Raw genomic sequence first — 24,700 nt, forward strand, 5'->3', positions numbered from 1 at the left:
GGGGCGATACGCGGTATCGCCCCTCGGTGTTTTACCGCGCAAACCAAGGCTTAGCGAACCTTGCCCTCCTTCCACGCCGAAAGCAGCTGGTCGTACTTCACGGTCTCGCCCTTCGGCCGCTCGTTTGCCAGCTTTTTCCACGGCGCGTGCTGATCAGACAGCCATTTCGCCGGATCGCTTTCGGGATTCAGCTGCGGCGCGCAGACCTTCATGCCGGCACGCTGCAGCCGCCCGAGCACCTGATCCATTTCTTTTGCGAGATTATCCATTGCTGCCTGCGGCGTCTTTTCGCCGGCCACGGCCGTTGCCACGTTCTTCCACCACAACTGCGCCATCTTCGGATAATCCGGCACGTTGTTGCCTGTCGGCGTCCACGCGACGCGCGCCGGGCTGCGATAGAACTCGATCAAACCACCGTACTTGTCGGCGTTTTTCGTGAAGTAGTCGCTGTGGATGTCCGAGTCGCGAATGAACGTGAGTCCCGTGATCGACTTCTTGAGCGACACCGTTTTCGATGTCACGAATTGCGCGTACAACCAGGCGGCGGCGCGTTGATTCGGCGGCGTCGACTTGAAGAACGTCCACGATCCCACGTCCTGATAACCGTTCTGCATGCCGTCCTTCCAGTACGGGCCGTGCGGCGACGGCGCCATGCGCCACTTCGGCGTGCCGTCCGCATTCGTCACGTTGCCAGGCTTGAGCATGGATGCCGTGAACGCGCTGTACCAGAAGACCTGCTGCGCAATCTTGCCTTGCGCCGGCACCGGTCCCGCTTCGTTGAACGTCATGCCGGACGCTTCGGGCGGCGCATATTTCTTCAGCCACTCGATGTACTTCGTGGTCGCATACACGGCGGCCGGACTGTTCGTGCCGCCGCCGCGCGATACCGACGCGCCCACTGCATGACATCCGTCGGGCGTCACGCGAATGCCCCATTCATCGACGGGAAGGCCGTTCGGAATGCCCTTGTCGGCTTCGCCCGCCATCGATAACCACGCGTCAGTGAAACGCCATCCGAGCGACGGGTCCTTCTTGCCGTAATCCATGTGACCGTAGACTTTTGCGCCATCGATCGTCTTCACGTCGTTCGTAAAGAACTCGGCGATATCCTCGTACGCCGTCCAGTTCACGGGCACGCCGAGGTCATAACCGTACTTGGCCTTGAACTTGTCCTGCAGATCCTTGCGCGCAAACCAGTCGGCGCGGAACCAGTAAAGGTTCGCGAACTGCTGGTCGGGCAATTGATAAAGCTTCTTGTCAGGCGCAGTCGTGAAACTCGTACCAATGAAGTCCTTTAAATCCAGCCCGGGATTCGTGTACGCCTTGCCCTCGCCTTCCATGTAGTCGGACAGCGGCACGATCACACCATAGCGATAATGCGTGCCGATCAAATCGGAATCCGATATCCAGCCGTCGTAGATACTCTGGCCGGATTGCATGGACGTCTGCAACTTTTCAACGACATCGCCTTCCTGAATGATGTCGTGTTTCACCGATATACCCGTGATCTCGGTGAACGCTGTCGCGAGCGTCTTGGATTCGTACATGTGCGTGTCGAGCGTCTCCGACACCACATGCACCTCCTTCACGCCTTGCGACTTGAGCTTCGCGGCTGTGTCGATGAACCACTTCATCTCGTCCGCCTGCTGCTGCTTTGAAAGCGTGCTCGGCTGGAACTCACTGTCGATCCATTTCTGCGCTTCGGGCGCCCCCGCCAATGCCAGCTGGCTGGCGAAGATGCCGCCAAGCGCGAGCGCGACGATCCGTCTCCTGTGATGCATGATGTTCTCCTCTGTCTCCGCCCCCTGGATCATCTGCCGGTCCTCGCTCGGGGTGACCGCGGAACCGGTGCTTCCATATTCTTATGGATTCCTTGCTATAAATTCCGTGTCATCCTTTCCACATGATCAGCACGAGCACCAGCATGGATGCCGCAAAACCCGGCCATGCATTCGCGTTCTCGGCGCTGATTCCAATCCATGCCAGATTGATATAAGCCGCGCTCAGCAAGCCGATGAACAAACGGTCCCCGCGGGTGGTCGCAATCGGCAGAAAACCTTTGTGTTCGGACGTGGGCGAACGGATTTCCCACACCGTCATGCCCGCCAGCATCAGCACGATGCAGCCGAAAAAGATTGCCACTTCGGGCGTCCAGTACATCCACGTGATCATCAGACTCTCCCCATCGCAAAGCCCTTCGCGATGTAGTTGCGCACGAAGTAGATGACGAGCGCGCCCGGCACGATGGTCAGCACGCCGGCAGCCGAAAGCACGCCCCAATCCATGCCAGCGGCGGACACGGTACGTGTCATCACGGCTGCGATCGGCTTGGCGTTCACCGAGGTCAGCGTGCGTGCGAGCAACAACTCGACCCAGCTGAACATGAAGCAGAAAAACGCCGTGACGCCCACACCCGACTTGATCAGCGGCAAGAAAATCTTCACGAAGAACGATGGAAACGTATAACCGTCGATATATGCGGTTTCATCTATTTCACGCGATACGCCCGACATGAACCCTTCAAGTATCCAGACCGCGAGCGGCACGTTGAAAAGCATGTGCGCAAGCGCGACAGCTATGTACGTGTCCATCAATCCCACGCTCGAATACAGCTGGAAGAACGGCAGCAGGAACACGGCTGGCGGCGTCATGCGATTGGTGAGCAGCCAGAAGAACATGTGCTTGTCGCCGAGGAAGCGGTATCGCGAGAATGCGTACGCGGCCGGCAACGCGACAAGCACGGACATCACCGTGTTCATCAGCACATAGACAATCGAGTTGATGTAACCCCAGTACCACGATGGATCCGTGAAGATCACCTTGTAGTTTTCGAGCGTCAGGTGCTGCGGGAACGTGGAGAAGGAAGCGAGCGTTTCTTCGTTCGTGCGTAGCGAGATCGACAACATCCAGTAGAGCGGAATCAGCGCAAACAGGATATAGACTATGAGCGTGACGTTGCGCATCCAGCGGCGGTCTTTACGCATTGTCGTCTCCCGTGGTGGCGGGACCGCCCTTGCCTACCCGCTCCATCCAGTTGTAGAGGATGAAACACAGAAGCAGGATGATCAGGAAGTAGATTAGCGAGAATGCCGCCGCGGGTCCGAGGTCGAATTGCCCGACCGCCTTCTGCGTGAGGTACTGACTCAGGAAGGTCGTCGAATCACCGGGACCGCCCCCGGTCAGCACGAACGGTTCCGTGTAGATCATGAAGCTGTCCATGAACCGCAGCAGCACCGCGATCATCAGCACGCCGCGCATCTTCGGTAATTCGATGTAGCGAAATACCGCGAAGCGGCTTGCACCATCTATTTCCGCCGCCTGATAAAACGCGTCCGGAATCGCGCGCAAACCCGCGTAGCAAAGCAGCGCAACGAGGGGCGTCCAGTGCCAGATGTCCATTACGAGCACTGTCACCCACGCCGCCGATGGACTCGCCGTGTAGTTGTAGTCGATGCCGAAATAATTGAGCCAGTAGCCGAGCAGACCAATATCCGGCCGCGCGAAAATCTGCCAGATCGTCCCAACGACGTTCCATGGAATAAGCAGCGGCATGGCGAGCACGACCAGCGCCGCCGATGCACGCCAGCCCGATGCAGGCATGGCAAGCGCCAGGCCCACGCCGAGCGGAATTTCGAACAGCAGCACGCACACCGAAAAGATCATCTGCCGGCCGAGCGCGCCGCGCAGGTCTTCGTCGTTCATGATGCTGCGGAACCATTCCGTGCCCACGAACACATGCTGCGTCGGACTGATAATGTCCTGTACCGAATAGTTGACCACGGTCATCAGCGGCAATATCGCCGAGAACGCGACGCAGATAAACACAGGCACGACCAGCAGCCAGGCCTTCTGGTTGACGGGCTTGTTCATCGTCCGATCCTCTCGTCGTTATTGAAGAACACCGTTTCCGGCGCGGCGAGTTTCAGCCAGACAGGCCCTTCTTCAAGCGATGCATGCGGGTCGGCCTTTGCCTTGATGACCTGGCCGTCGCAGTCTGCCGTGACGAGCTGGTAATTGCCGAGGCTCTGGGCGCGCAGCAACTGCGCCCTGACGGCGCCAGGTTCCTGACTATCGGAAAGACGCACGAATTCCGGACGGATGCCGAGCGTGAGCGTGCCGTTGGCCGCCTTCAACGTGGCAAGCGTATTGGCATCGACTTGAAGATGCTGCTTGCCGATCTTCACGCCTTCGGGATCGAGCGCGATCGGGCACAGGTTCATGCCCGGGCTGCCGATGAAATACCCCACGAACGCATGATCCGGATGCAGGAACAGCGCCTCCGGCCCGCCCTTTTGCACCACGCGGCCGTTGGTCATCACGACCACTTCGTCCGCGAACGTGAGCGCTTCAACCTGGTCGTGCGTGACGTAAATCAGCGTGAGCTTCAATTGCTGATGGATCTTCTTCAACTGCCGCCGCAGCATCCACTTCATGTGCGGGTCGATGACAGTGAGCGGTTCATCGAAGAGAATTGCGGCAACGTCCTTGCGCACTAGGCCGCGTCCCAGCGATATCTTTTGCTTCGCATCCGCCGAAAGATTGCTTGCCTTGCGCCCGAGTTCGCGCGTCATGTCGAGTATTTCCGCGACCTCATGCACGCGCGCCTTCACTTCGGGCGCCGCGATCTTGCGATTGCGCAGCGGGAACGCGAGGTTATCGAACACGGTCATGGTGTCGTAGATGACCGGGAACTGGAACACCTGCGCAATGTTGCGCTCGCGTGCGCCGAGCGCGGTGACATCGCGGCCATCGAAAAGGACCTTGCCCTCCGATGGCGTAACCAGACCAGAAACAATATTGAGCAGCGTGGACTTGCCGCAACCCGACGGCCCAAGCAGCGCGTACGCGCCGCCGTCTTCCCAGACCATCGACATGGGTTGCAGCGCGTAGTCATCCAGGCTCGCCGGATCCGGCCGGTACGCATGCGCGAGATTCTGGAACTCAATACGCGCCATGACTCGCCTCCGGGCCCGATACGCGTCTGGCGTCGGCGCCGAATACGAACAGCTCGTCCGGGTCCACGAACACATCGAGCGACGTACCCAGGCGGATCTGATGCACGCCCTGCAATTGCGCGACGAGATCGACCCCGCCTTGCTGCGTGCGCACGTGGAGGTAGGTCTCGGAGCCGCTGAGTTCAGCAAGTTCGAGGCGGCATGGCACGGCGATCGACTCAGGCGTGCGCGGCGCGAGCCGCAAATGTCCCGGACGAATGCCGATGCGGCACTGGCCCGTCTGGTTGTCCGCGCGCCGCAACGCTACGTCGATACCAATCGGCAAATGCGCGACCCCGTCCGCGCTCACATCGCTCGCAAGCATGTTCATGGGCGGGTCGTTGAAGACGGCGGCGACATCGACGGTGGCGGGCGCGTTGTACACGTCGAGCGTGCGGCCGGTCTGCAGCACGCGGCCTTTATCGATCACGGTGGTGTAGCCGCCCAGCAAAAGCGCTTCCAGCGGATCGGTGGTTGCATACACCACGGTGGTCTTGCCATCGGCGAAAAGCGTAGTGAGCTCGGCGCGCAATTCCTCGCGCAGCTTGTAGTCGAGATTCACGAGCGGTTCGTCGAGCAACACGAGCGATGAACGCTTCACCAACGCACGCGCCAGCGCACATCGCTGCTGCTGGCCACCGGACAATTCACCGGGCCGGCGCTGCAACAAATGCTCGATATGCAGCTTCGCCGCGACTTCGTTCACCCGCTGCGTGATTTGCGCGGTATCGATTTTCTGCAGCTTGAGCGGCGACGCAATGTTGTCGTACACGGTCATCGCCGGATAGTTGATGAACTGCTGATAGACCATCGCGAGATTGCGCTGACGCACGCCGATACCGGTCACGTCTTGCCCGTCGACGAGCACGCGCCCGCTCGCCGGCCGATCCAGCCCCGCCATCACGCGCATGAGCGTGGTCTTGCCCGCCTGCGTGGGACCGAGCAACACGTTGATGGCGCCGGGCACGAGGCGCAGATCCACGCTGTACAAATGCGTCTGGCCACCCGATACCACGGCGACCTTCTCCAGTTCCAAAACCAAGTTGCTCTCCTCTTCTCAATGCTTTTTCTTGTCGGATGCTTGTCAGGAACGCTGAATGTTTTGCGTCGCCGGTTTTTTCAAAAAGGAAACTAAAGCAACAACACGCATGTTCCTTTTTGTTCGTTTACGTTTAAATCGGGGTTAACCATACAAATTATTACCATCTGCCCGACTAACGCATAACCGAATTACAACTATAGAAAGGATAGAGAGGATTATTGAAGGCAAGCGCTCGGTTTCGATAAAAATTCCGGCAACCGAAGGCTTCCAAAGGCGGGGACGCGAGAAGCGGAACGAACGGACGGCGAAGCGCGCGGGATCGCCGTCCTGGTGTGAGTTGACGCGAACCTCAGCTCGCGCCTAGATACGCTGCTTTAACGGAAGGATCGTTCTTGAGTTGCCCGGCCGGTCCGTGCGCCGCAACGCGCCCGTTTTCGAGCACATAACCGTAATCGGCCACGTTCAGCGCCGCAGCGGCAAACTGCTCGACCAGCAACATGGTCACGCCTTCATCCTTCAGCCTTGCAATGATGCGGAAAACTTCTTCCACGAGAATTGGCGCAAGGCCCATCGACGGTTCATCGAGCAAGACGAGATCCGGGTTCAGCATGACCGCGCGCGCCATGGCGAGCATTTGCTGTTCGCCGCCCGAAAGCGTTCCCGCAAGCTGATGGCGCCGCTCCTTCAAGCGCGGAAACAGCTCGATGGCGCGCTCCAGATCCGCGTTGACATCGCCACGAGGACGCGCCCACGTCAGCCGTGGAAACGCGCCGAGGATCAGGTTGTCGGTCACCGACATGGTCGCGAACACCCGGCGTCCTTCCGGCGAATGCGCGAGACCAAGACGCGCGATCTTGTGCGAATCCATTGCGTCGATACGCTTCGATTGCGCGCCCTCGCCCATCGTGATCTCGCCTGACGTGGGGCGGATCATTCCGGAAATCGCGCGCATGGTCGTGGTTTTTCCGGCGCCATTCGAACCGATCAGCGTGACCACCGACGCCTTCGGCACATCCATGGAAATGCCGTGCAGCACCTTGACCTTGCCGTAGCCCGCATGCAGGTTTTTTATCGATAACATTATGTCTTCCCTATGCATGCGTGGCGGCTTGACCGCCGAGATACGCCTCGATCACGCGCTCGTCGGCCTGGATATCCGCGGGCCGGCCCTCGGCGATCTTCTGACCGAAATCCAGCACTGAAACCGTGTCGCACACACTCATGACCACATCCATGTGATGCTCGATCAGGATCAGCGTGATGCCGTGCGCGCGCACCTTGCGGATGATCGCGACGAGTTCCTTGATGTCGGGCGCGGTCAGGCCAGCGGCGGGTTCATCGAGCAGAAGAAGCTGGGGATCGAGCGCCAGAGCGCGGGCAATCTCGAGCAGCCGCTGCTTGCCATAAGGAAGATTGCGCGCTTCCTCGGAAGCCACCGCTTCAAGACCGACGAAGCGCAACATGCTGAACGCACGCTCGCGCGCCGCATGTTCCTCGCGCCGATACCGCGGCGTCATCAGGCCGACATCGGCGAGATTCGCCTTGAACGTATGGTGCAATCCGACCAGCACGTTTTCCAGCGCGGTCATTTCGCCGAACAGTTGCACGTTCTGGAACGTGCGCGCGATGCCCGACAACGCGATCTTCGACGACGTCTTTCCGGCAATCGATTCGCCGTCATAGTCGATAGACCCGGCCGTCGGAACATAGATGCCGGTCAGCACGTTCATCATCGTGCTCTTGCCCGAACCGTTCGGTCCGATCAAGCCGTGAATGGAGCCGCGCCGCACGCTCAGGTTCACGTTGTTCAGCGCTTTAAGGCCGCTGAACTGCATCAGGATCCCGCGCAGATCGATGATGTTTTCCGTGCCTTGCGAACGAATGGCAATCACCGCGTCGTGACCTTCGCCCGAGAGTTCATCGGTCTTGATCGTGACGGGACGGCGTCTGCCGTGCAGCACGATCTTTCGCACGAAACCGACCACGCCGTCCTGCAGGTAATACACCACCAGCAGGATCATCAGGCCGAAGATGGTCAGCCGCCAGTCAGTGAGTGCATCGATCCAGAACGAGAAGATGGCGAGACCCGCCGTGCCTGCAACCGGGATAAACACCTTTTGCAACGTGGTCACCTTGCGCGACAACGCAACGACCGCGCCGATGGCGACGACCACGGCGAGCACGGTCGCGACGCTGCGGAACATCGCGATGTCATCGAGCAGCTTGGGCAGCAACACGATGATCGTGGAACCCAGTATTGCGCCCGTGCGTGTTTTCCGGCCGCCCATGATGATGGCAAGCAGGAACAGGATGGTGAGTTCGAAGTTATACGTATTGGGCGAAATATATTGTTCGGAATACGAATAAAGACACCCCGCGAGGCCCGCGAAACCGGCGCTGATGACGAACGCATAAACCTTGTATCGATACACTGAAACACCCATGCAATCCGATGCGATCGGTGAATCCCGAAGTGCTTCGAACGCGCGGCCGAGATGCGACTTGAGTATGCGATGCACCACGATCATCGATATCACCAGCAGCACCGCGACGAGCCAGTAGAAACCGTCTTCGCTCATGCTTTGACCGGCGAAGATGGGCTTTGGAATTTTCAGTCCCATCGGACCGTTGGTGAGAAAATCCATCTCGTTGATCAGGATCTGGATGATCGTGCCGAACGCGAGCGTGACCATTGCAAGGTAAGGCCCGGAGACGCGCAACGCGGGCAACGCGAGGATCGCACCGAACCCCGCAGTCACCAGAATCGCAAGCGGCGCGGTCACGTAAAACGGCATTCCGAGCTTGATGAACAACACGCCCGCCGTGTACGCGCCCACGCCGAACAAACCCGCGTGACCGAGCGATACCTGGCCCGTGTAGCCCACCACGATATCGAGCCCGAACAACAGGATCGCGTAGATCATGATGGTTTCAACGAGGTGAATATAGTAAGGATTCCCGGACGCTATGGGAAAGATCGCGAGCGCGGCGAGACCGAGCACGGCGGCCGCGAGTTTGACTGGCTTGGCGGAATTCATCGCGGTCCTCATACCTTCTTGATCGCGGTTTTGCCGAACAGGCCGGCCGGTTTCAGCGCCAGCACGATCAGCAACAGCACGAGGCCCGGCACGTCCTTGTAGCCGGTGGAAAGATAAAAGCCGGTGGTGGTTTCGGCTATCCCGAGAATCATCCCGCCCACGATGATTCCCATGCCGCTCGACAACCCGCCAATGATCGCCACCGCGAAAGCCTTCAGTCCGAGCACGGCGCCCATGGTCGCGCCCGTCAGTGTGAGCGGCGCGATCAGCACGCCCGCAAATGCGGCCGTCAGCGACGACAACGCGTATGAAAACGTGATCACGAGCCCCGTGTTGATGCCCATCAGCGCGGCGGCATCGCGGTCATTCGCGGTCGCGACCACGGCTTTGCCGAAGATCGTCTTGCGGTTGAAGAACTCCACCGCCAGCATCATCAGAAGCGCACCGCCGACAACCAGGAGTTCCATCGGCAGGATGTTGGCGCCGAGGACTTTCATCGGCGCTTCGGGCAACGGCGACGGGAAGCGCAGGTCGTCTCGTCCCCAGACGTTTTCCGCGACGTTCTTGAAGATGATTCCAAGCGCGATGGTCGACATGATCCAGCCGAATTCCGACTTGATCTTGATTGCCGGGCGCACGCCGATGCGTTCAACCAGCGCGCCTTGCGCCAGGCCGAAAATACACACGATCGGAATCATCAGCCAGTAATTCACGCCGATGGAAACCAGCGTCAGGCCCACGAGCGCGCCGAGCATCAGCGCATCGCCTTGCCCGAAATTGAGCGTGCCCGAGGTCGCGAAAGTCAGCTGATAACCGAACGCGATCACCGCGTAGATCATGCCGAGCGCGATGCCGCTATAAATGAGCTGCAGAAGGATGGCCATGTGGCGCGCCTTGAGATTGAAGGTGGCTGACGAAAGTCGCTGTTGCTCAAACGCGGCGCATAAGCAAAGCCGCGCCCGCCGTCAGGCGGGCGCGGCTCGTGATTGCGCCGTGACCTCAGTTCGCGGCGGTCGTCGTCTGCTTGGTGCGCAGCTCGCCGCCGCCTTTCTTGTCGGCGTCGTAGGCGAACACCACACGTCCGCCCTTCACCTCGCCGACCACCGGCACGTTGGCGCTGATCGCCTCGTGATCGTCCTTCGTGAAGGGTTTGTCGTAGACCATCACCACGCCCTCGACCTTCTTGTTCAGCCCTTCGAGCGCGGCCTTGACCTTCGGACCATCGGTCGATCCAGCCTGCGTAATCGCGGCCGCGAGCAAGTAGACGGAGTCGTAACCCTGTGCCGCGGAGACCGGCGAATCGATGCGGTTGTTCTTCGGCTTGAACTCGGCCAGATATGCATCGATAAACGCCTTCCTCTTGGCCGTGTTCGCTTCCTGGATGAACGTCTGCGGCATGCGCGCGCCTTCGCCGTTCGCGCCCGCGTTGTCGATGTAGTTGGCCATTGAAAGCGTCCAGCTTCCGATCAGCGGCACCTTCCAGCCGAGCTTGGCCATGCCGTTTGCAATCTGCGCAAGCTCAGGCCCGATGCCATACGTCAGCACCGCCTCCGCGCCGGCTTCCTTCGCCTTCAGCAACTGGGCCGTCATGTCGACGTCCTTGATGTTGAACTTCTCGGTCGCGACCGGCTTGACGCCTTTCGCCGCCAGCGCCTTCTCCAGATCCTCGCGGCCAAGCTGACCATAGTTGGTCGAGTCGGCAAGAATCGCGACTTTCTTGAAGCCGCGTTTCGTAACGGCTTCCTCGACGATCATCGGCGCCTGGATCCTGTCAGACGCAGCGTTGCGGAAGACGTAGTTCTCCGGCTGATCGGCGAACTGCTTCGTAATGACGGAACCCGTCGCCACGTTGTTGAAGACCGGGATCTTGCCTTCCTGGAAGAAGCGTTGCGACGCGAGCGCCACGCCCGTGTTGATGTACCCCACCACCGCCACGACCTTTTCCTTGTTGATCAGCTCTTGCGCGATCTGGACGCCGCGCTCGTTCTTGGCTTCATCGTCACGTTCGACGAGCACCAGTTGGCGCCCGAGCACGCCGCCCGACTTGTTGATCTCGGCGGTAGCGAGGCGCACGCCGTCGCGCATGCTCACGCCCATGGATGACGAACCGCCGGTGAACGGTCCGTCGACGCCGATCTTGATCGGATCAGCGGCATAAGAAGTCGATGCAAACGCGAACGTTGCATAAGCAATGCAGGTCAATCGGGCGAGCATGGTGGTCTCCACAGGGGTCTCGGTCTTTCGTTGTGCTTTTGTATGGAAGCTTTCCGAGTGTAGGAAATGTAAGATTTATTCAATATTCGGAGTTTCCCGGGGCGGGTTTTGGCGCATGCCAAGGCGTGCTGACGCCGGTTTCAGCCTGAGCGTTTGGCATGTCGCAGCACGACGTTCTCTGTCATAATGAGCCGCTTACGATTGCCACTTTTTGCCAATCAACGCCTTACATCGCCACGATCAGTTTTTCGCATTTGCAAATCCATGCAGCCTTTTATCGTTCTGCTCGTACTGTTTTCCGCGCTGCTGCATGCAACCTGGAACGCGTTCCTCCACACCAGCGAAGACCGCGTCTGGCAGTTCGGGATGATGTCGTTTCCGTATATCGCGTGTTCCGCGGTTGCCCTGCTGTACGTTCCCGCGCCAGCACGCGAAAGCTGGCCATACATTGCCGCGTCGGCGATATTGCAATTCGGTTATTGCGTCGCGCTCGCGAAGGCCTATAAAGCCGGCGACTTCGGACAGATCTATCCGATCGCCCGCGGGCTTTCGCCACTGCTCGTGTTCGTGGGCGCATTCGTTTTCGCGGGTGAACACCTTCGACCGCTCGCGTTGGCCGGTGTGATGCTGGTCTCGGTCGGCATTATTTCGCTCGCATTTCGCAAGCGCCGTTTCGCAACCGCGAGCGTACCGGCGGCGCTCGTGACGGGCGCGTTCATCTCGGCCTATACCATCGTGGATGGCATTGGCGTGCGTGTTGCCGGAACCAGCCTTGCGTACATTGCGTGGGTGTACTTGCTGTTCAACGTGCCGTTCGCGGTGTTCGCACTGTATAAATACGGCGGCCCGCGTCAGCTGTTTTTAAGCGATACACGCCGTTCGATCCAAGGCATGGCGGGCGGCGCGATTGCGATGATTGCTTATGGCATCGTGGTTTTCGCGTTTCGTTATCTGCCGATTGCAATGGTCTCGGCGTTGCGCGAGCTCAGCTCCATCTTTGCAGTGTTGATCAGCTGGATATTCCTGAATGAAAAGCTGACCGCGCGACGCGTAGTGGCGTGCGCGCTCGTCACGGCCGGCGCGGTCCTGATCAGGATTTAGTGCTTCTGGTTTTTCTTCGGCTTTATTTGGCGACCGGCGTTACTTCAACCGCAGTCGCGGAAATGAAGACTACGTGAACGGTATCGCCGGCTTTAAGCTTTTTGGCGGCCAGTTCAGGCGGCAAACCAAATGTATCGGTATGCCATGGTCCGCGGAGAGTAATCGTTTTCTTTTTCTGATCGATACTCTGCACCGTTGCGATAATCTCGACTTCCTTTGCCGCACCGAAACCTGCTGTACCGGAAGCGGACGCAAACGCAGAAGTATCGACACGTTTTCTTAACCCTGCATCTTGAACCGTTGATTTTACCGCTCTGAGCAATAGCGCTTCCTTGATTAACACATCAACGCGATCGCCGATTTTAAGCGTATCGAAATTTGTAACCTGCGGTCCGACTGCCACTGGAATGACGTGGCCCTTGCGCCCTTTGAGCGAAATAGTCCGCGCGCCGGAATCAATGCCGACAATTTGAGCTTGGAGATGACGCGGCTCCGACGCCATGGCTGTCTTGATGGCGTCGTTAGTAAGCTGATCATCGTTTTGCGCGTTGACGTGCGCGCTCGCAAGCAAACACGCCAGCGATGCAGCCAAAATCCATTTTGCGTTCATGTATTCTCCGGGCGATAAAATCAGGAATCGCGCTCTGAATCAATTACATTATTTGATTCAGATACGCGAACGCATTGAAGCGCTGACGATATTTATACCGTGCGCATCGTTGCGTTGTCCATGAAACCCGGCTGCAAGAATGGATAGTTACCGATTATCGAGCGAACCGGTCTTATATTTTTATAATCGAATTGATTCAAGTAAATGAATTATAGGAAAGGATATGAACTTGAAGTCGTTAATCCTTTCCCAGACGAGCGTTGAAATGCTCAGCGTTCACGCAGCCCGGTTGTTACCTTGAAGTCGCAAGCGCGTGATTTCGGATGGCGCGGCAATCCGGATCGGCGGTCCCCAATATCCCGTTCCCCGGCTTGTGTAGACCCATAAGTCGTTGAGCTTTTCGAGGCCGGCTACGAACGGCTGTTGAAGTCGCACAAAGAAGTTCCAGGGCAGGAATTGGCCGCCGTGCGTGTGGCCGGACAATTGCAGCGTAAAGCCCGCTTGTGATGCCGCCGGCGCGCTGCGCGGCTGATGCGCGAGGAGCAGCCGGAACGTGATGTCGGCAGGCGCGCCGAAGATCGCCTTGGCCGGGTCGCTTTTATGCGCGGGATCGAAGCTGCCAGCGCCGTAATCAGTTACGCCCGCGATGACCGCGCGCTCGCCGTCGTGATCGACCACGACGTGCTCGTTCAGAAGCACCGTCAGCCCAAGGCGACGGAACTCTGCAATCCATTTATCGGCGCCCGCGTAATACTCGTGATTCCCGGTCACCAGAAACGCGCCATGACGTGCCTTCAAATCGGAGAGCGGGCGGGTGTGCGCAGCGAGTTGCGGCACCGAGCCGTCGACCACGTCTCCAGTCACGGCAATCAGGTCGGGCGTGAGCGCATTGACCGCGGCCACGATCTTTTCCACGTACCCGCGCTTGATGGTCGGGCCAACGTGAATATCGCTGATTTGCACGATCGTGAATCCATGCAGCGCGGCAGGCAGGTTATCGATGAGTACATCCACGTTTTTCACAGCCGCCCGCCGGCGCGCGCTATAGATGCCGAACAACGTCACCAGCACGGCGAGCAATGGCACGCCGAGAGCGCTCCACGCCCTGAATCCCGGCCACGGATTGACGGCGTTTTCGCCGCTGCTTGCGAGATGCAATACAAGCAAAACAATGTCCCGAAGGAACGTCAGGACGAGCAACGAAGAGAAAAAGCCCATCACCAGGAGCCCGACCCATGCGAGACGATCCGACAGCGGTTGTTGCCCGATATTGCGCGCGATCATCCCAAGGGGAATCAGCACGATGGACGCCACCAGCGCGATCACCGCGAGTATCTTGAGTGCGGGACTGACCGGCGCCACAGGAATCAGGCGCAAGCCGATATACACGTGAAACAAAATACCGATGCCGATTACGCGGATGAAAAATGCAGAACGTCGCATAGACCGCCTGGTAGAAGGTGAGGCCGGCTATAACCGGCGCGGGGCGCGCTGCAACTACGGCGACGTGTGAGATGCAAGTCGCCTGGGAACAAGGCCATTACAAAATGGCTTCTGATTCTACCGGTTCACTAAAAAGCCTGCCGGTGAGCGGGAACGGGACGACGACCCAAAAAAATAACCCGCCATGAGCGGGTTATTTAATTCAAACCGAGTTCAGACGCCGCTCAGGGAGCCGATGCCGCCTTGGCTTTTGCCGCCGCGGACTTTTTCTGTGCGTTCTGGATGTTCTGCGGATAGTTGGTCTGGTCGCCGCTCGGGTTATAACCGTTCTTCTCCAGGTCCTTCAGTTCCGCATTCTTTTTAGCGCGGGCTGCTTTGCGATCGGCCTTGCGCTGCGCCTTTTGCTCCTGCTTCGGAGTAGAAGCGGCGGCATCGGCGGTTTGCGCCATGGCGACCGGAGCGGTCAAGCCAGCAGTTGCCACTGATACGACGACAGCCAATGCAGCCATGCGGATTCGATACATGTCGAGATTCTCCACGGAAAGCGGTTTTTTTAGTGCGGCAGCGCCGGCGGCGTCCACCGCGTTTTGTCCTGCTGAAACTAAATGACTCAATGCGAGCCAGCCGGTTCCATGCTTTCGGCTTCGTAAGCCTCGTAAGCCATTTGCGCGGGCCGACTGATACGCGAACGTATATTAACCAACTCTTGTAACTCGGTGTAGCGCAAACGTAAGATGAAAATCAGCATTCGCGATATACCGGCGGGTTGGAAATACGGCTCCTAGGTTTCGTCTATCACGCCAGGCAATGCCGGCAATCATCTTTAATTGGTGATCCTTATCAATTTTAAAATGACGTCGCGCAATCGATTTTCCTAAGCAAAAAAAATCCACCCGGTTTGCGCCGGGTGGATCTTTCTTGCGACACCGCTTTGATCTCAGAGGTACTTCGACTGCTACGCCGCCGCGCTTCCAGGGAAGCTAAAACGGCCGGAAAATCCGGACGATTTATCGTTTGTCATCCAGCGGGGATCCAGATCACTCACGATAGAAACATCATGAAGATTTGATGGGCGACGAGCTATCGGACGAATCCGACTGATCAGCGGAGGACTGCGCCGTTCGTCAGGGAAGCGGGATTCACCGCGTTCACGAGCACGCGCGTACCCGGCACGACCGCGCTGACTGCTGCAGGTGAATTCGCCTGCACCGTCAATTCGGCGCCCTGCTTGTCCCTGATTGTCATTGAACCGCGCTGGCTATCCACGCTCGTTACCTGCGCAATGGTTTCGTTGCCGTTTTCGGAAGGCAGCGCAGCGAGTTTGCTTGCCTCGAGCACGGTGAGACGGATGGGGCGCGCTGTCGTTCCGACCACTTTGGTGCCGGCCTTGAGCTTACCGAGATCGGAAACGTTCGCGCCGACCTGGAATGATTCCGTGGCGCCCTGTTCGTTCGTTACCGTCACGCGATGCGTATTCAGGTCGACCGATTGCACGTTGCCGCCGACACGAACCATCGTAGTGCCGTCGATAGAAGTTGCGAATGCGCTGGTCATCAGGATTGAGGACGCTGCCGCAATCATCGCGGCCTTGATGGATTTTTTAGACTTCAATTTCATTTTGCTGCTCCTGCCGGACATGGAGGATTGCTCGTGCGCCGTCCGGTATTCAATCGCACAAACTGTTCAAAAACGTGAACCCAGTTTGTTTTTCGAGATGAACGATGTCAATTGAATTGAGGTATTTTTAGGTATCCTCCTATTCACGATTATCGAATGAGTTGAGCTTTAAAACAGTCAATTTCATAGCGCGATGAATGACATTACTTGCAAGCGTCGTACACTGTTGCAATCACGCCCCGCGTACTTATTTAGGATGACGCAGTCCATTACAATACGCGCCTGCAATCTTTGCCCGGCATCGGGCGCTGGGGAAATACCATGTCTCTTGTCGACGTGGACACTATCGATTACGTCGGCGTCAATATCCTGTTCAAGCGCGTGTTCGTCGGCATTTTCGACGACCTCGACTGGGATGACGAAGCCACGCATTTTTCGCTGCTGACCAAAAAGATAGATCGTTACACGCAGTACGTTCGCTCAGGCCAATTGCTGGCGGCTTACCCAGGCGTGCGAGGTTATCCGGTGATCATCGAGTATGTCGCCATGCGGCCCATGACGCGCGCCGCCGAGGCATTCTGGAAGACACGAGAGACGATCATCCGCTCGGTTGGATTCGACGTCCGTTGTCGCACTGTTGATGTGCGTCACGCAACGGCGTCGGATGCAATGGTCGAGCACATGACGAACGGCCAAAGCAACGTCCTCGCCGATACGAGACTGGAGTCCGTTGCAGATGTACTCGATCTCACGCCGCCGGCAACAGTTGGTACAAAACATACGAACGAGATCGTGCGAGTCGATCATCATCCGGTCCTGGTGATGCGCAAAAAAATATCATCGGGACGATAAGCTTTTCAACGCGTGCTTTCGGATTGTGACGAAACCGTGAATCGAACAGGAAATAAAAAAGGCGAAACCCTCACAGGTTTCGCCTTTTTTACTTTCTTAGCCAGCGTGTATTTGCTCGATGCAAATGCACGCTTATCAACTTACTCGCCGCCGACGTTCGTCGGCAACCGGCGTTTATGCGAGATCGCGACCGGACGCTTTGAATCTCCATCGCGCGGGGCGCCCGAACTGGCGCGCGGGCCACCTGCCGTGAACGCCTTGCCGGTATCTTCCTGGATAGTCGAGATGGAATGCTTGTAGACCGCCTGGATGCCGGCAGCCGAGCTCAGCATGACCAGATATTGGTCGAAAGATTCGATGTGACCAACCAGCCGCACCCCGTTCACGAGGAAGATTGCGACGCGTTTGCGCTCTTTTCGGGCAGCGTTCAAAACGTCGCTCTGACTTTGCTGCTGGGATTCTGTAGCCATTCTTATTCGACCTGACGTTAGTATTTCGGGCTGTTTCCGGCGGATGTTCGCCGGAACATTGGGTCAATGATGCCAGATCATCGATCGTCGCACCGGTTGCCCACTTTCGAGCGCTCGCGCTCCACAGAGTTCAAATTACGCTGAAATCGTGGTCCCATACTACCGCGCTGGAATTCGCGACGCCTATACGCGCTCGACAATAGCCCTCTAAAAACGGACAAAGTCTCTTGTTTCGTCGCCTTTCGGCGTAGTTGTCCGAGAAACGAGTATCCAAAAAATAAAGCTGTCATGACCGGCGATGCCAGTCGTGACAGCTTTTTTGTTGCTTAAAGGATGACGCGCGGCAAACTCGCCGCGCTGCCAGCCTGAATTACTGAGCAGGCGCCGGAGCTGCCTTCTTTTGCTTGTGCTTGAACAGATGCGGCTTGCCGCGCGTGCTGCCCGGCGTCGACGAGTTGTCGCCACCCGTCGTGGGTGCAGCCGTGGCCGCACCGTGCGCGTTACCGCCACCGCCGCCACCGTTACCATTGCCGCCGCCGCTCTGGGCCATGGCCAAACCGGATGCCGCGAGCAACAGTGCGGAAAGGGAAACCAGTGCGATCGCTTTCATGTAAATCTCCAAGGAACGTCATTTTGTAATGGTTTGCGGATCATCCGGATTTGTGCCGGAAGATCGACATCTGGACAACGCGTCGAATGTAATGGATTGCCCGGCCCGCTTCAACAATAGTTTCTACCGACCGTCGTAATTCCCTTAGCAGGAATCAAGCCGGGGGACCGGGAAGCAGCGGGAGCAATTGTCCGGCGACGCTATCGAGTATTTCCTTCGATAAAACCGGGTCCGATACCGCCCGCGCTAATCCGATTGCGCCAAGACACGCGGTGAACTGCAAAATGGCGCGGGCGCGGCGCTCGGCGGGATCGGCGATATCGAGCAGACTCTCCGAAAAACCAATGTTGTGCCTGACCCGCTCGGTGTAGACGTCGCGCGTGGCTTCGCTGCTGCGCGCAACGTCGCCCAGAAGCGCACCGAGCGCGCAACCTCTGCCCGGTGAATCCCGATGCGCTTCGCTCAGGTAGTCGCGCACGCCAGCCTCGAGCGTCTCGACGCGCGCTTCCCACGCGTCGAGGCTTTCGAACGCGACGTCGAGCGCTTCGGTCACCAATTCATCGCGCGATGCAAAGTGCTTGTAGAAACCGCCGACCGTCATGCCGGCTTCCTTCATTACATCGGCGACGCCGATACCGTCGAGTCCAAGCTCGCGAAAACGCCGCGCCGCCACTTCGACAATCCGCTGATGCGTTGCCGCCTTCTCTGCCTGTGAATGTCCCATGAGTTGCGCTTGTCCTTTGGCGGGCGCTGAAAACGCGCCCTAAGGAGTCGATTTTATACGCTGTCTTGTCTGGAGTTTCGCGCCGCGTCATCGTTCGTTTTGGAAGAAGCGGTTCTCCGGCCGCGGCAAACCGAGATTTTCCCGCAACGTACGGCCTTCGTACTCGCGCCGGAAAATGCCGCGTGCCTGCAACTCGGGCACGACTTTATCGACGAAATCGTCCAGGCCGCCCGGGAGGTACGGAAACATCACATTGAAGCCATCCGAACCTGCCTCGACAAGCCATTGCTCCATCTGGTCGGCGATCATGAAAGGCGTGCCGATCATCTCCAGTCCCGAATAACCGCCCACCCGTTGTGCAAGCCGGCGGATCGTCAACTTGTCGCGGGTCGCCCATTCGATCACGCGCTCGCGGCTGCTTTTGCTCGCGTTCGTCTCCGGAATCCCGGGCAACGGACCGTCGGGATCGAAGCTGGAAACGTCGTGACCGAGCAGAATGGAAAGCGATGCAATACCGCTGTCGTAGTGCACGAAAGTATCGAGGCGCGCGCGCTTTTCCTGGGCTTCATCGAGCGAATCCGCGACCACGACGAACGCCGCCGGCAAGATCTTCAGATGTTCGGGATCGCGGCCGAGCTTGGCCATGCGGCCTTTTACATCGGCGTAGAAACGCTGGCCCTCGGCGAGCGTTTTCGGCGCGGCAAACACGGCTTCGGCGGTCTCGGCCGCGATCTGCCGTCCCGCTTCCGACGACCCCGCCTGCACGATGACCGGCCAGCCCTGCACCGGCCGCGCGATATTCAGCGGCCCGCGCACCGAGAGGCTTTCGCCCTTGTGATCGAGCACGTGCATCTTGGCGGGATCGAAGAACGTACCGCTTTCCACGTCGCGGATGAAAGCGTCGTCGGCCCAGCTGTCCCAAAGCCCCGTCACGACATCGAAGAACTCGCGGCCGCGTTTGTAGCGCTCGCCATGTTCCACGTGTTCGTCGAGGCCGAAGTTGAGCGCGGCGTCGGGATTGGCCGTGGTTACGAGGTTCCAGCCCGCTCGTCCGCCGCTCAAATGATCGAGCGATGCAAATCGCCTAGCCACGTGATAAGGCTCTTCGAACGTGGTGGACGCCGTCGCAATCAGCCCGATGTGCTCCGTCACCGCGGCGAGGGCCGAGAGCAACGTAAGCGGCTCGAACGAGGTTGCCGTGTGGCTTCGCTTCAACGCTTGCGTGGGCATGTTGAGCACGGCGAGATGATCGGCCATGAAAAACGCATCGAAACGGCCGCGCTCGAGCGTCTGCGCGAACCGCTTGAGGTGAGCGAAGTTGAAGTTGGCATCGGGGAACGCGCCGGGATAACGCCACGCCCCGGCGTGAATGGTGGCCGGCCGCATGAAAGCGCCCAGCCGCAAGCGACGTTGCGTGGTCATAAAACTCCGCTCGAGCGTTGATAAGAATGTCTTTGCGTGCATCTTCGAAAAGAGGCGCGCACACCGTTGGTGAACGGTCGCCATCCGTAAAATACGTCGGGTGGCAAAAACGTGCACAAACGGCGTTCAACGTGAGAGCCACACGGGTTTAATCACGCAGCATGGACTTCGAATGCATCGACACGATCCTGATAAAACGCGAGATGACCCTTGATTTCCGCGACGGCCGGATATGTGTCTTCGTAAGTCCAGACAGCATTCGCCGAACGTTCGCCGCCAAGCGGAATGCTGTAGTACGAACACTCGCCTTTGTACGGGCAATACGTCGCGTGATCGGTGCGTTCGAGCAGCGACATGTCCACGTCCTTGCGCGGAATGTAATAGACCGGCGGATACGATGCTTCGCGCACGGTCAGCGCTTCGCGTGTATCGGCGAGTACGCGCCCGCCGATGGACACCGTAATGCGCGACGGGTTCGGCTCGATCGTGATCGGATGGTCGGGCCCTGGAATCTTCACTGTCTTGGTCATGGCTGCTGCTCCTGGACTGCGGGTTAGGTGATGCCGCGTTTTTTAGCGTATCGGAAAGTCGATTTTTCTGCCGTACATGGCGGTTTCCCAGGCCTGCCAATGCTCCGACGCCGGATGTTTTATTCGTCGGATCACAACAGTGTATTTACTATTTAAGGGTATTTACCTAGATCGCCGAGGAATAAGATCTTTTCACGGATCGAAACAAGCGATGCCGATCAGCGATCTGCCATAACGAACGCCGACACCGCAAGCTTCGTAATCGATAACCATTGGAGGTTCATCATGTTCAAGGCACTCATTCCCGCAGTCGTGATCGTTTCGGCATTGGCCGCGCCGAGTTTTGCATTCGCGCAAAGCAACGGCACGGTCACGCGGACCCAGGTTCGCGCCGAGCTGGTTCAACTCGAGAAAGCCGGCTACAACCCGGCATCGGATCGCACGCAATATCCGGCGAACATCCAGGCAGCGGAGCAGCGCGTTTCCGCACAGGATGGCGTTGCGCAAAGCAGCTATGGATCGTCGGTGAGCGGCACGTCGGCGTCGGGCGCACCGGCTTTGTCGGTTGGCAACGCGGCGGATTACAACCGTCCGTAAGCGTTAGTAGCTGAGCATTGAAAAACCCCGCGCCGGATTTCGGCGCGGGGTTTTGTTTTGGTGGAACGCGAACGCCGGTGAGCTTTTGCGGGAGTTCGTGGTGAGGGTTTGCGGGAGAAGCAATTCGGAATAACTTAACCGCTTATAGCTGGCGCGCAATCACCAGACGCTGCACTTCGCTCGTGCCTTCGTAGATCTGCGTGATGCGTGCATCGCGATAATGACGCTCTACCGGATAGTCTTCCAGATAGCCGTAGCCGCCGTGAATCTGAATGGCTTGCGAGCAAACGCGCTCCGCCATCTCGGACGCAAACAGTTTTGCCTGCGACGCTTCGCTCAGGCACGGCAAGCCTTCCGTGCGCATGCGAGCCGCGTGCAACACCAGCAAACGCGCGGCGTTGAGGCTGGTTTGCATATCGGCAAGAAGGTTGGCGACCGACTGATGTTCCCTGATCGGCTTGCCGAATTGCACGCGATCGTGCGAGTAGGCGCGCGCGGCGTCGAACGCAGCGCGCGCGATGCCCACCGCCTGCGCCGCGATGCCGATGCGTCCACCCTCCAGATTCGCCAGTGCGATCTTCAAGCCCTCGCCGCGCGCGCCCAGCAGATTGGCCGCGGGAATCGTGCAGTCGTCGAGGGTTATCGGGCAGGTATCGGAAGCGCGAATGCCCATCTTGTGTTCGGGACGGCCGACGTTGAAACCCGGCGTGCTGGTCGGCACGATAAACGCCGATATCCCCTTCTTGCCGAGTTCCGGATCCGTCGCCGCAAAAACGATTGCCATGCCGGCGCGCGCGCCGTTCGTTGTGAACTGCTTCGAGCCCGACAACACCCATTGCCCATCGCGTTCAACGGCGCGCGTCTTCAGGTTGTTCGCTTCCGATCCGGCTTGCGGCTCGGTCAGGCAAAACGCGCCGATGATCTCGCCCGTCGCGAGTTTCGGCAGATATTCGGCCTTCTGTGCGTCGGTGCCGAACGCCAGTATTGGACCGCAGCCCACCGAGTTGTGAACGGCCATCAGCGTGGAACATGAAGCACATCCGGCCGCGATTTCCTCGATCGCCAGCGCATACGCCACGTAGTCGCTGAACGTGCCGCCCCACTCCGCGGGCACGATCATGCCGAGCAGGCCGAGTTCGCCGAGTTGCCGCACGACGGCGTCGGGCAATTGGGCGGCGCGGTCCCATTCGCCTGCGTGGGGCGCGAGCACTTCGGTGGCGAAGTCGCGCGCGGCGTCGCGGATCATGCGTTGGTCATCGGTCAGGAAACTGTCGATCATGGCGGTCTGGCTCGTGTGGAATACTTGAAAAACGCGGCTGAAGGTCGGTTTAAAATGCGTGCGCCGTCGAACCGGAGTGTAGGCGTTGCGACCCGCTTCGACGATGCCTCGAACGATCAAGCTTCCTGAGCGATTTCGCCACCTAGTGACTACCCGAATTACGGACAAACCACGGCTGAAGATTGCCCACGATAGAAACGGCGAACGCGGCACCATCGCCGTGGATTTCGTCGAAGAAGCGCTGCGTTGCGCCGAGCGGCGCGGCATTGGACGCAATGTGCTGCTCGAGCAGGCGGGCATTCTGGCCGCATCGCTTGCGGCGCCGCTCGCGCGTGTGTCGGCTGCGCAATACGGGCGTTTGTGGAGCGCGATTGCCGACGCGCTCGACGACGAATTTTTCGCCCAGGACAGCCACCCGATGCGCCGCGGCAGCTTCGCGTTGCTCTGCCAGGCCGCGCTCGATTCCCGCGATGGCGCTCAGGCTCTGACACGCATAGCCGGTTTCCTGCGGCTCGTGCTGGACGACCTGCGATGCGAGTTCGAAGTCAGTGCCACGCACTTGAGAATCCGCCTCGTCGATACCCATGCCAGCGCCCCGCGCCCCATGTTCGCCTACGCGACCGCGTTCATCATGATCTACGGATTGTTGTGCTGGCTCGTGGGCCGGCGCATCCCGGTCCTGACAGCACATTTGCGCTGTCCGGTACCACGCGCCGCCGACGAATATCAGCTGATGTTCTGCGAGGACATGCGTTTTGGACAAGCGGCATCGTATGTGGATCTTGCGCCGGATTGCGTGCGTTTGCCGGTGGTCCAGACAAGCGCCTCACTGAAGGTTTTCCTGCGCGAGGCGCCGGCGAACTTCATCGTGAAATATCGCAATCCGGATTCGCTTGCGGCACGAATTCGCCGCAAGCTGCGCCAGTCGGCGCCCGCCGAATGGCCGGACAGCGAACGGCTCGCGGCCGCGTTGAACATGGCGGAAGCCACGCTGCGCCGGCGCCTCAGGCACGAGGGTGCGACCTATCAATCGATCCGCGATGCACTTCGGCGCGACCTCGCCATTGCGCGTCTCGCCGATACCACCGAGACCATCGCGGAAATCGCGCATGCGTTGGGATTCGCCGAGCCGAGCGCGTTTCATCGTGCGTTCAGGAAATGGACGGGCGTGCGTCCGGCGGCTTATCGTGAAGTGCGCCGAGCGCGCGGCGCATCAGAACCGCTATAGTGAAAACCTGCTGGTTCACTCAAGGAGCCGCCATGCCGCAAGCGAAAACGAAACCGCTTCAACAGCCCGAGCACGCGTCCGAACAGGCCGAAGAGGCCGAACACGTGGAGTCCGCGCTCGACGAAGCACTGGACGAAAGCTTCCCGGCGAGCGACCCGATCGCCATTTCATTCGATCCGGAATCCGGGTCGCACAAAAAGCCGCCGGGCTAATCTTCCAGGCCGGTCAGCAAGACCGCCAGTTTCTCGACGTGCTGCATCAGCATTGCCCGATGTTTGTCGATCTGTTCAATGCGACCCGCCAGATCAGCGCGCACGGGCGCGTCGAGCTTATCCGACGCGGCGAGGTCCTCGGCACGCGCGTTGATGTTGTCGAGTTGCACCATCGACAGTTGCCGCTCCACGCGACGCAGATCGGTCAGCAGCAAATCGCGGTTGCGCCGGAAAATCTGGTCACGACGTAGCGTTTCGCCCTGCTGCAGGGCTTGATCGGCAATGCGCCGCGTTGCTTCCGTCTGCGACAACAACGGTTCCGGCCCGCGCAAAACCGGTCGCTTGGGCGCGGGGTGCGCATTGCCGCGAAAGACGGCGGCCGGCGCTTCCTCGTCCATCGCGCGCTGCGTCTCGGGCGGAATGTCGCGTCTGTCGTGGCGATCGTCCATCCAGCGCGGCGGCAAACCGGTCACCGTTTCCACGCCGCGGATGAACTCCTCGCTGAAATCGCGCCGGCCGGCCAGGATCAGTTTCATGTGCGACGGCGAAAAGCTCATCATGCGCGCGATCCGTGCGCCGCCCGCCGGCGATCCCGCGAGCACGTTCAAGTTGGCTCGCCACACGACGTACAACGTTTCATCGAAATCTTCCATGGGCTAGTCTCCAAGCAGACGGACTCGCAAACGTCGCGCAGCGGAGCACATGCGCTCAACGCTC

Annotated in this window: 26 protein-coding genes; 5 read left to right on the plus strand and 21 right to left on the minus strand. The window is 59.1% G+C overall.

From position 1 onward, the window contains the following. Positions 1-50: 50 nt before the first annotated feature. From ASG35_RS21450 to ASG35_RS21495, 10 genes are all read right to left on the minus strand, one after another. Complete coding sequence (locus ASG35_RS21450; RefSeq protein WP_056362401.1) at positions 51-1,781, minus strand: ABC transporter substrate-binding protein; 1,731 nt, start codon at positions 1,779-1,781, stop codon at positions 51-53. Positions 1,782-1,890: 109 nt separating this feature from the next. Then, positions 1,891-2,172 (minus strand): DUF2160 domain-containing protein, encoded by a 282-nt coding sequence (locus ASG35_RS21455; protein WP_056362403.1) that lies wholly within the window; start codon positions 2,170-2,172, stop codon positions 1,891-1,893. After that, positions 2,172-2,984 carry a carbohydrate ABC transporter permease gene (locus tag ASG35_RS21460; RefSeq protein WP_056362406.1) on the minus strand — a complete coding sequence of 271 codons (813 nt, stop codon included), beginning with the start codon at positions 2,982-2,984 and terminating at the stop codon, positions 2,172-2,174. The genes ASG35_RS21455 and ASG35_RS21460 overlap by 1 nt, the downstream gene beginning before the upstream one ends. Continuing rightward, positions 2,977-3,870, minus strand: coding sequence for a carbohydrate ABC transporter permease (locus ASG35_RS21465; RefSeq protein WP_056362409.1), 894 nt, complete (start codon positions 3,868-3,870; stop codon positions 2,977-2,979). The genes ASG35_RS21460 and ASG35_RS21465 overlap by 8 nt, the downstream gene beginning before the upstream one ends. Continuing rightward, positions 3,867-4,955: an ABC transporter ATP-binding protein gene (locus ASG35_RS21470; protein WP_056362412.1), complete on the minus strand. Its 1,089-nt coding sequence runs from the start codon at positions 4,953-4,955 to the stop codon at positions 3,867-3,869. The genes ASG35_RS21465 and ASG35_RS21470 overlap by 4 nt, the downstream gene beginning before the upstream one ends. After that, the gene (locus tag ASG35_RS21475) at positions 4,942-6,036 is read right to left on the minus strand and encodes an ABC transporter ATP-binding protein (RefSeq protein WP_056362414.1); all 1,095 of its coding nucleotides are present in this window, start codon (positions 6,034-6,036) and stop codon (positions 4,942-4,944) included. The genes ASG35_RS21470 and ASG35_RS21475 overlap by 14 nt, the downstream gene beginning before the upstream one ends. Positions 6,037-6,385: 349 nt before the next feature. Next, on the minus strand, positions 6,386-7,117 hold the full coding sequence (locus ASG35_RS21480) for an ABC transporter ATP-binding protein (RefSeq protein WP_056363709.1): 732 nt from the start codon (positions 7,115-7,117) through the stop codon (positions 6,386-6,388). A gap of 10 nt (positions 7,118-7,127) precedes the next feature. Continuing rightward, positions 7,128-9,074 carry a branched-chain amino acid ABC transporter ATP-binding protein/permease gene (locus ASG35_RS21485; RefSeq protein ID WP_056362417.1) on the minus strand — a complete coding sequence of 649 codons (1,947 nt, stop codon included), beginning with the start codon at positions 9,072-9,074 and terminating at the stop codon, positions 7,128-7,130. A gap of 8 nt (positions 9,075-9,082) precedes the next feature. Beyond that, on the minus strand, positions 9,083-9,958 hold the full coding sequence (locus ASG35_RS21490; protein WP_056362420.1) for a branched-chain amino acid ABC transporter permease: 876 nt from the start codon (positions 9,956-9,958) through the stop codon (positions 9,083-9,085). A 115-nt stretch (positions 9,959-10,073) separates the two neighbouring features. Next, entirely contained in the window at positions 10,074-11,288 is a 1,215-nt protein-coding gene (locus ASG35_RS21495; protein WP_056363711.1) for an ABC transporter substrate-binding protein, read from the minus strand. 264 nt (positions 11,289-11,552) lie between these two features. On the opposite strand from ASG35_RS21495, the gene ASG35_RS21500 reads away from it, so the two are divergent. Beyond that, complete coding sequence (locus ASG35_RS21500; protein ID WP_056362423.1) at positions 11,553-12,389, plus strand: DMT family transporter; 837 nt, start codon at positions 11,553-11,555, stop codon at positions 12,387-12,389. Between the two features lie 22 nt (positions 12,390-12,411). Here ASG35_RS21500 and ASG35_RS21505 read toward each other — a convergent pair whose 3' ends face one another. The 4 genes from ASG35_RS21505 to ASG35_RS21520 form a co-directional block, all read right to left on the minus strand. Continuing rightward, the gene (locus ASG35_RS21505; RefSeq protein ID WP_056362425.1) at positions 12,412-12,999 is read right to left on the minus strand and encodes a DUF1344 domain-containing protein; all 588 of its coding nucleotides are present in this window, start codon (positions 12,997-12,999) and stop codon (positions 12,412-12,414) included. 276 nt (positions 13,000-13,275) lie between these two features. Then, positions 13,276-14,442 carry a metallophosphoesterase gene (locus ASG35_RS21510; protein WP_056362428.1) on the minus strand — a complete coding sequence of 389 codons (1,167 nt, stop codon included), beginning with the start codon at positions 14,440-14,442 and terminating at the stop codon, positions 13,276-13,278. A 224-nt stretch (positions 14,443-14,666) separates the two neighbouring features. Next, positions 14,667-15,023, minus strand: coding sequence for a DUF4148 domain-containing protein (locus ASG35_RS21515; RefSeq protein WP_327019661.1), 357 nt, complete (start codon positions 15,021-15,023; stop codon positions 14,667-14,669). 520 nt (positions 15,024-15,543) lie between these two features. Next, complete coding sequence (locus ASG35_RS21520; RefSeq protein ID WP_156393310.1) at positions 15,544-16,059, minus strand: hypothetical protein; 516 nt, start codon at positions 16,057-16,059, stop codon at positions 15,544-15,546. Between the two features lie 321 nt (positions 16,060-16,380). Here ASG35_RS21520 and ASG35_RS21530 point away from each other — a divergent pair, with 321 nt between their 5' ends. Continuing rightward, positions 16,381-16,911, plus strand: a complete 531-nt coding sequence (locus ASG35_RS21530) for a DUF6572 domain-containing protein (protein WP_056362436.1) — start codon at positions 16,381-16,383, stop codon at positions 16,909-16,911. Between the two features lie 140 nt (positions 16,912-17,051). Here ASG35_RS21530 and hfq read toward each other — a convergent pair whose 3' ends face one another. The 5 genes from hfq to ASG35_RS21555 all read right to left on the minus strand — a co-directional run bounded on the left by hfq (position 17,052) and on the right by ASG35_RS21555 (position 20,667). Next, positions 17,052-17,381 carry an RNA chaperone Hfq gene (gene hfq, locus ASG35_RS21535; RefSeq protein ID WP_056362439.1) on the minus strand — a complete coding sequence of 110 codons (330 nt, stop codon included), beginning with the start codon at positions 17,379-17,381 and terminating at the stop codon, positions 17,052-17,054. A 370-nt stretch (positions 17,382-17,751) separates the two neighbouring features. After that, positions 17,752-17,991 (minus strand): hypothetical protein, encoded by a 240-nt coding sequence (locus ASG35_RS21540; protein ID WP_056362442.1) that lies wholly within the window; start codon positions 17,989-17,991, stop codon positions 17,752-17,754. Positions 17,992-18,145: 154 nt separating this feature from the next. Beyond that, positions 18,146-18,715 carry a TetR/AcrR family transcriptional regulator gene (locus ASG35_RS21545; protein WP_056362446.1) on the minus strand — a complete coding sequence of 190 codons (570 nt, stop codon included), beginning with the start codon at positions 18,713-18,715 and terminating at the stop codon, positions 18,146-18,148. A gap of 87 nt (positions 18,716-18,802) precedes the next feature. After that, positions 18,803-20,137 carry an LLM class flavin-dependent oxidoreductase gene (locus ASG35_RS21550; RefSeq protein ID WP_056363715.1) on the minus strand — a complete coding sequence of 445 codons (1,335 nt, stop codon included), beginning with the start codon at positions 20,135-20,137 and terminating at the stop codon, positions 18,803-18,805. A gap of 152 nt (positions 20,138-20,289) precedes the next feature. After that, positions 20,290-20,667, minus strand: a complete 378-nt coding sequence (locus ASG35_RS21555; RefSeq protein WP_056362449.1) for a DUF427 domain-containing protein — start codon at positions 20,665-20,667, stop codon at positions 20,290-20,292. Positions 20,668-20,952: 285 nt separating this feature from the next. Between ASG35_RS21555 and ASG35_RS21560 the strand changes: the two genes are divergently transcribed. Further along, positions 20,953-21,264 (plus strand): DUF4148 domain-containing protein, encoded by a 312-nt coding sequence (locus tag ASG35_RS21560; RefSeq protein WP_056362452.1) that lies wholly within the window; start codon positions 20,953-20,955, stop codon positions 21,262-21,264. Positions 21,265-21,406: 142 nt separating this feature from the next. Here ASG35_RS21560 and ASG35_RS21565 read toward each other — a convergent pair whose 3' ends face one another. Then, positions 21,407-22,540 carry an acyl-CoA dehydrogenase family protein gene (locus ASG35_RS21565; RefSeq protein WP_056363716.1) on the minus strand — a complete coding sequence of 378 codons (1,134 nt, stop codon included), beginning with the start codon at positions 22,538-22,540 and terminating at the stop codon, positions 21,407-21,409. Positions 22,541-22,688: 148 nt separating this feature from the next. Between ASG35_RS21565 and ASG35_RS21570 the strand changes: the two genes are divergently transcribed. Then, entirely contained in the window at positions 22,689-23,771 is a 1,083-nt protein-coding gene (locus ASG35_RS21570) for an AraC family transcriptional regulator (protein ID WP_235527670.1), read from the plus strand. A 32-nt stretch (positions 23,772-23,803) separates the two neighbouring features. Then, positions 23,804-23,983: a hypothetical protein gene (locus ASG35_RS21575; protein ID WP_056362454.1), complete on the plus strand. Its 180-nt coding sequence runs from the start codon at positions 23,804-23,806 to the stop codon at positions 23,981-23,983. Here the strand turns inward: ASG35_RS21575 and ASG35_RS21580 are convergent. Beyond that, a complete protein-coding gene (locus ASG35_RS21580) occupies positions 23,980-24,636 on the minus strand; it encodes a hypothetical protein (RefSeq protein ID WP_056362458.1) in 657 nt (218 codons plus the stop codon). The two genes, ASG35_RS21575 and ASG35_RS21580, sit on opposite strands and share 4 nt — an antisense overlap. Positions 24,637-24,700: the final 64 nt, after the last annotated feature.

The organism is Burkholderia sp. Leaf177, assembly GCF_001424345.1.
In the GTDB taxonomy this organism is placed as follows: domain Bacteria; phylum Pseudomonadota; class Gammaproteobacteria; order Burkholderiales; family Burkholderiaceae; genus Caballeronia.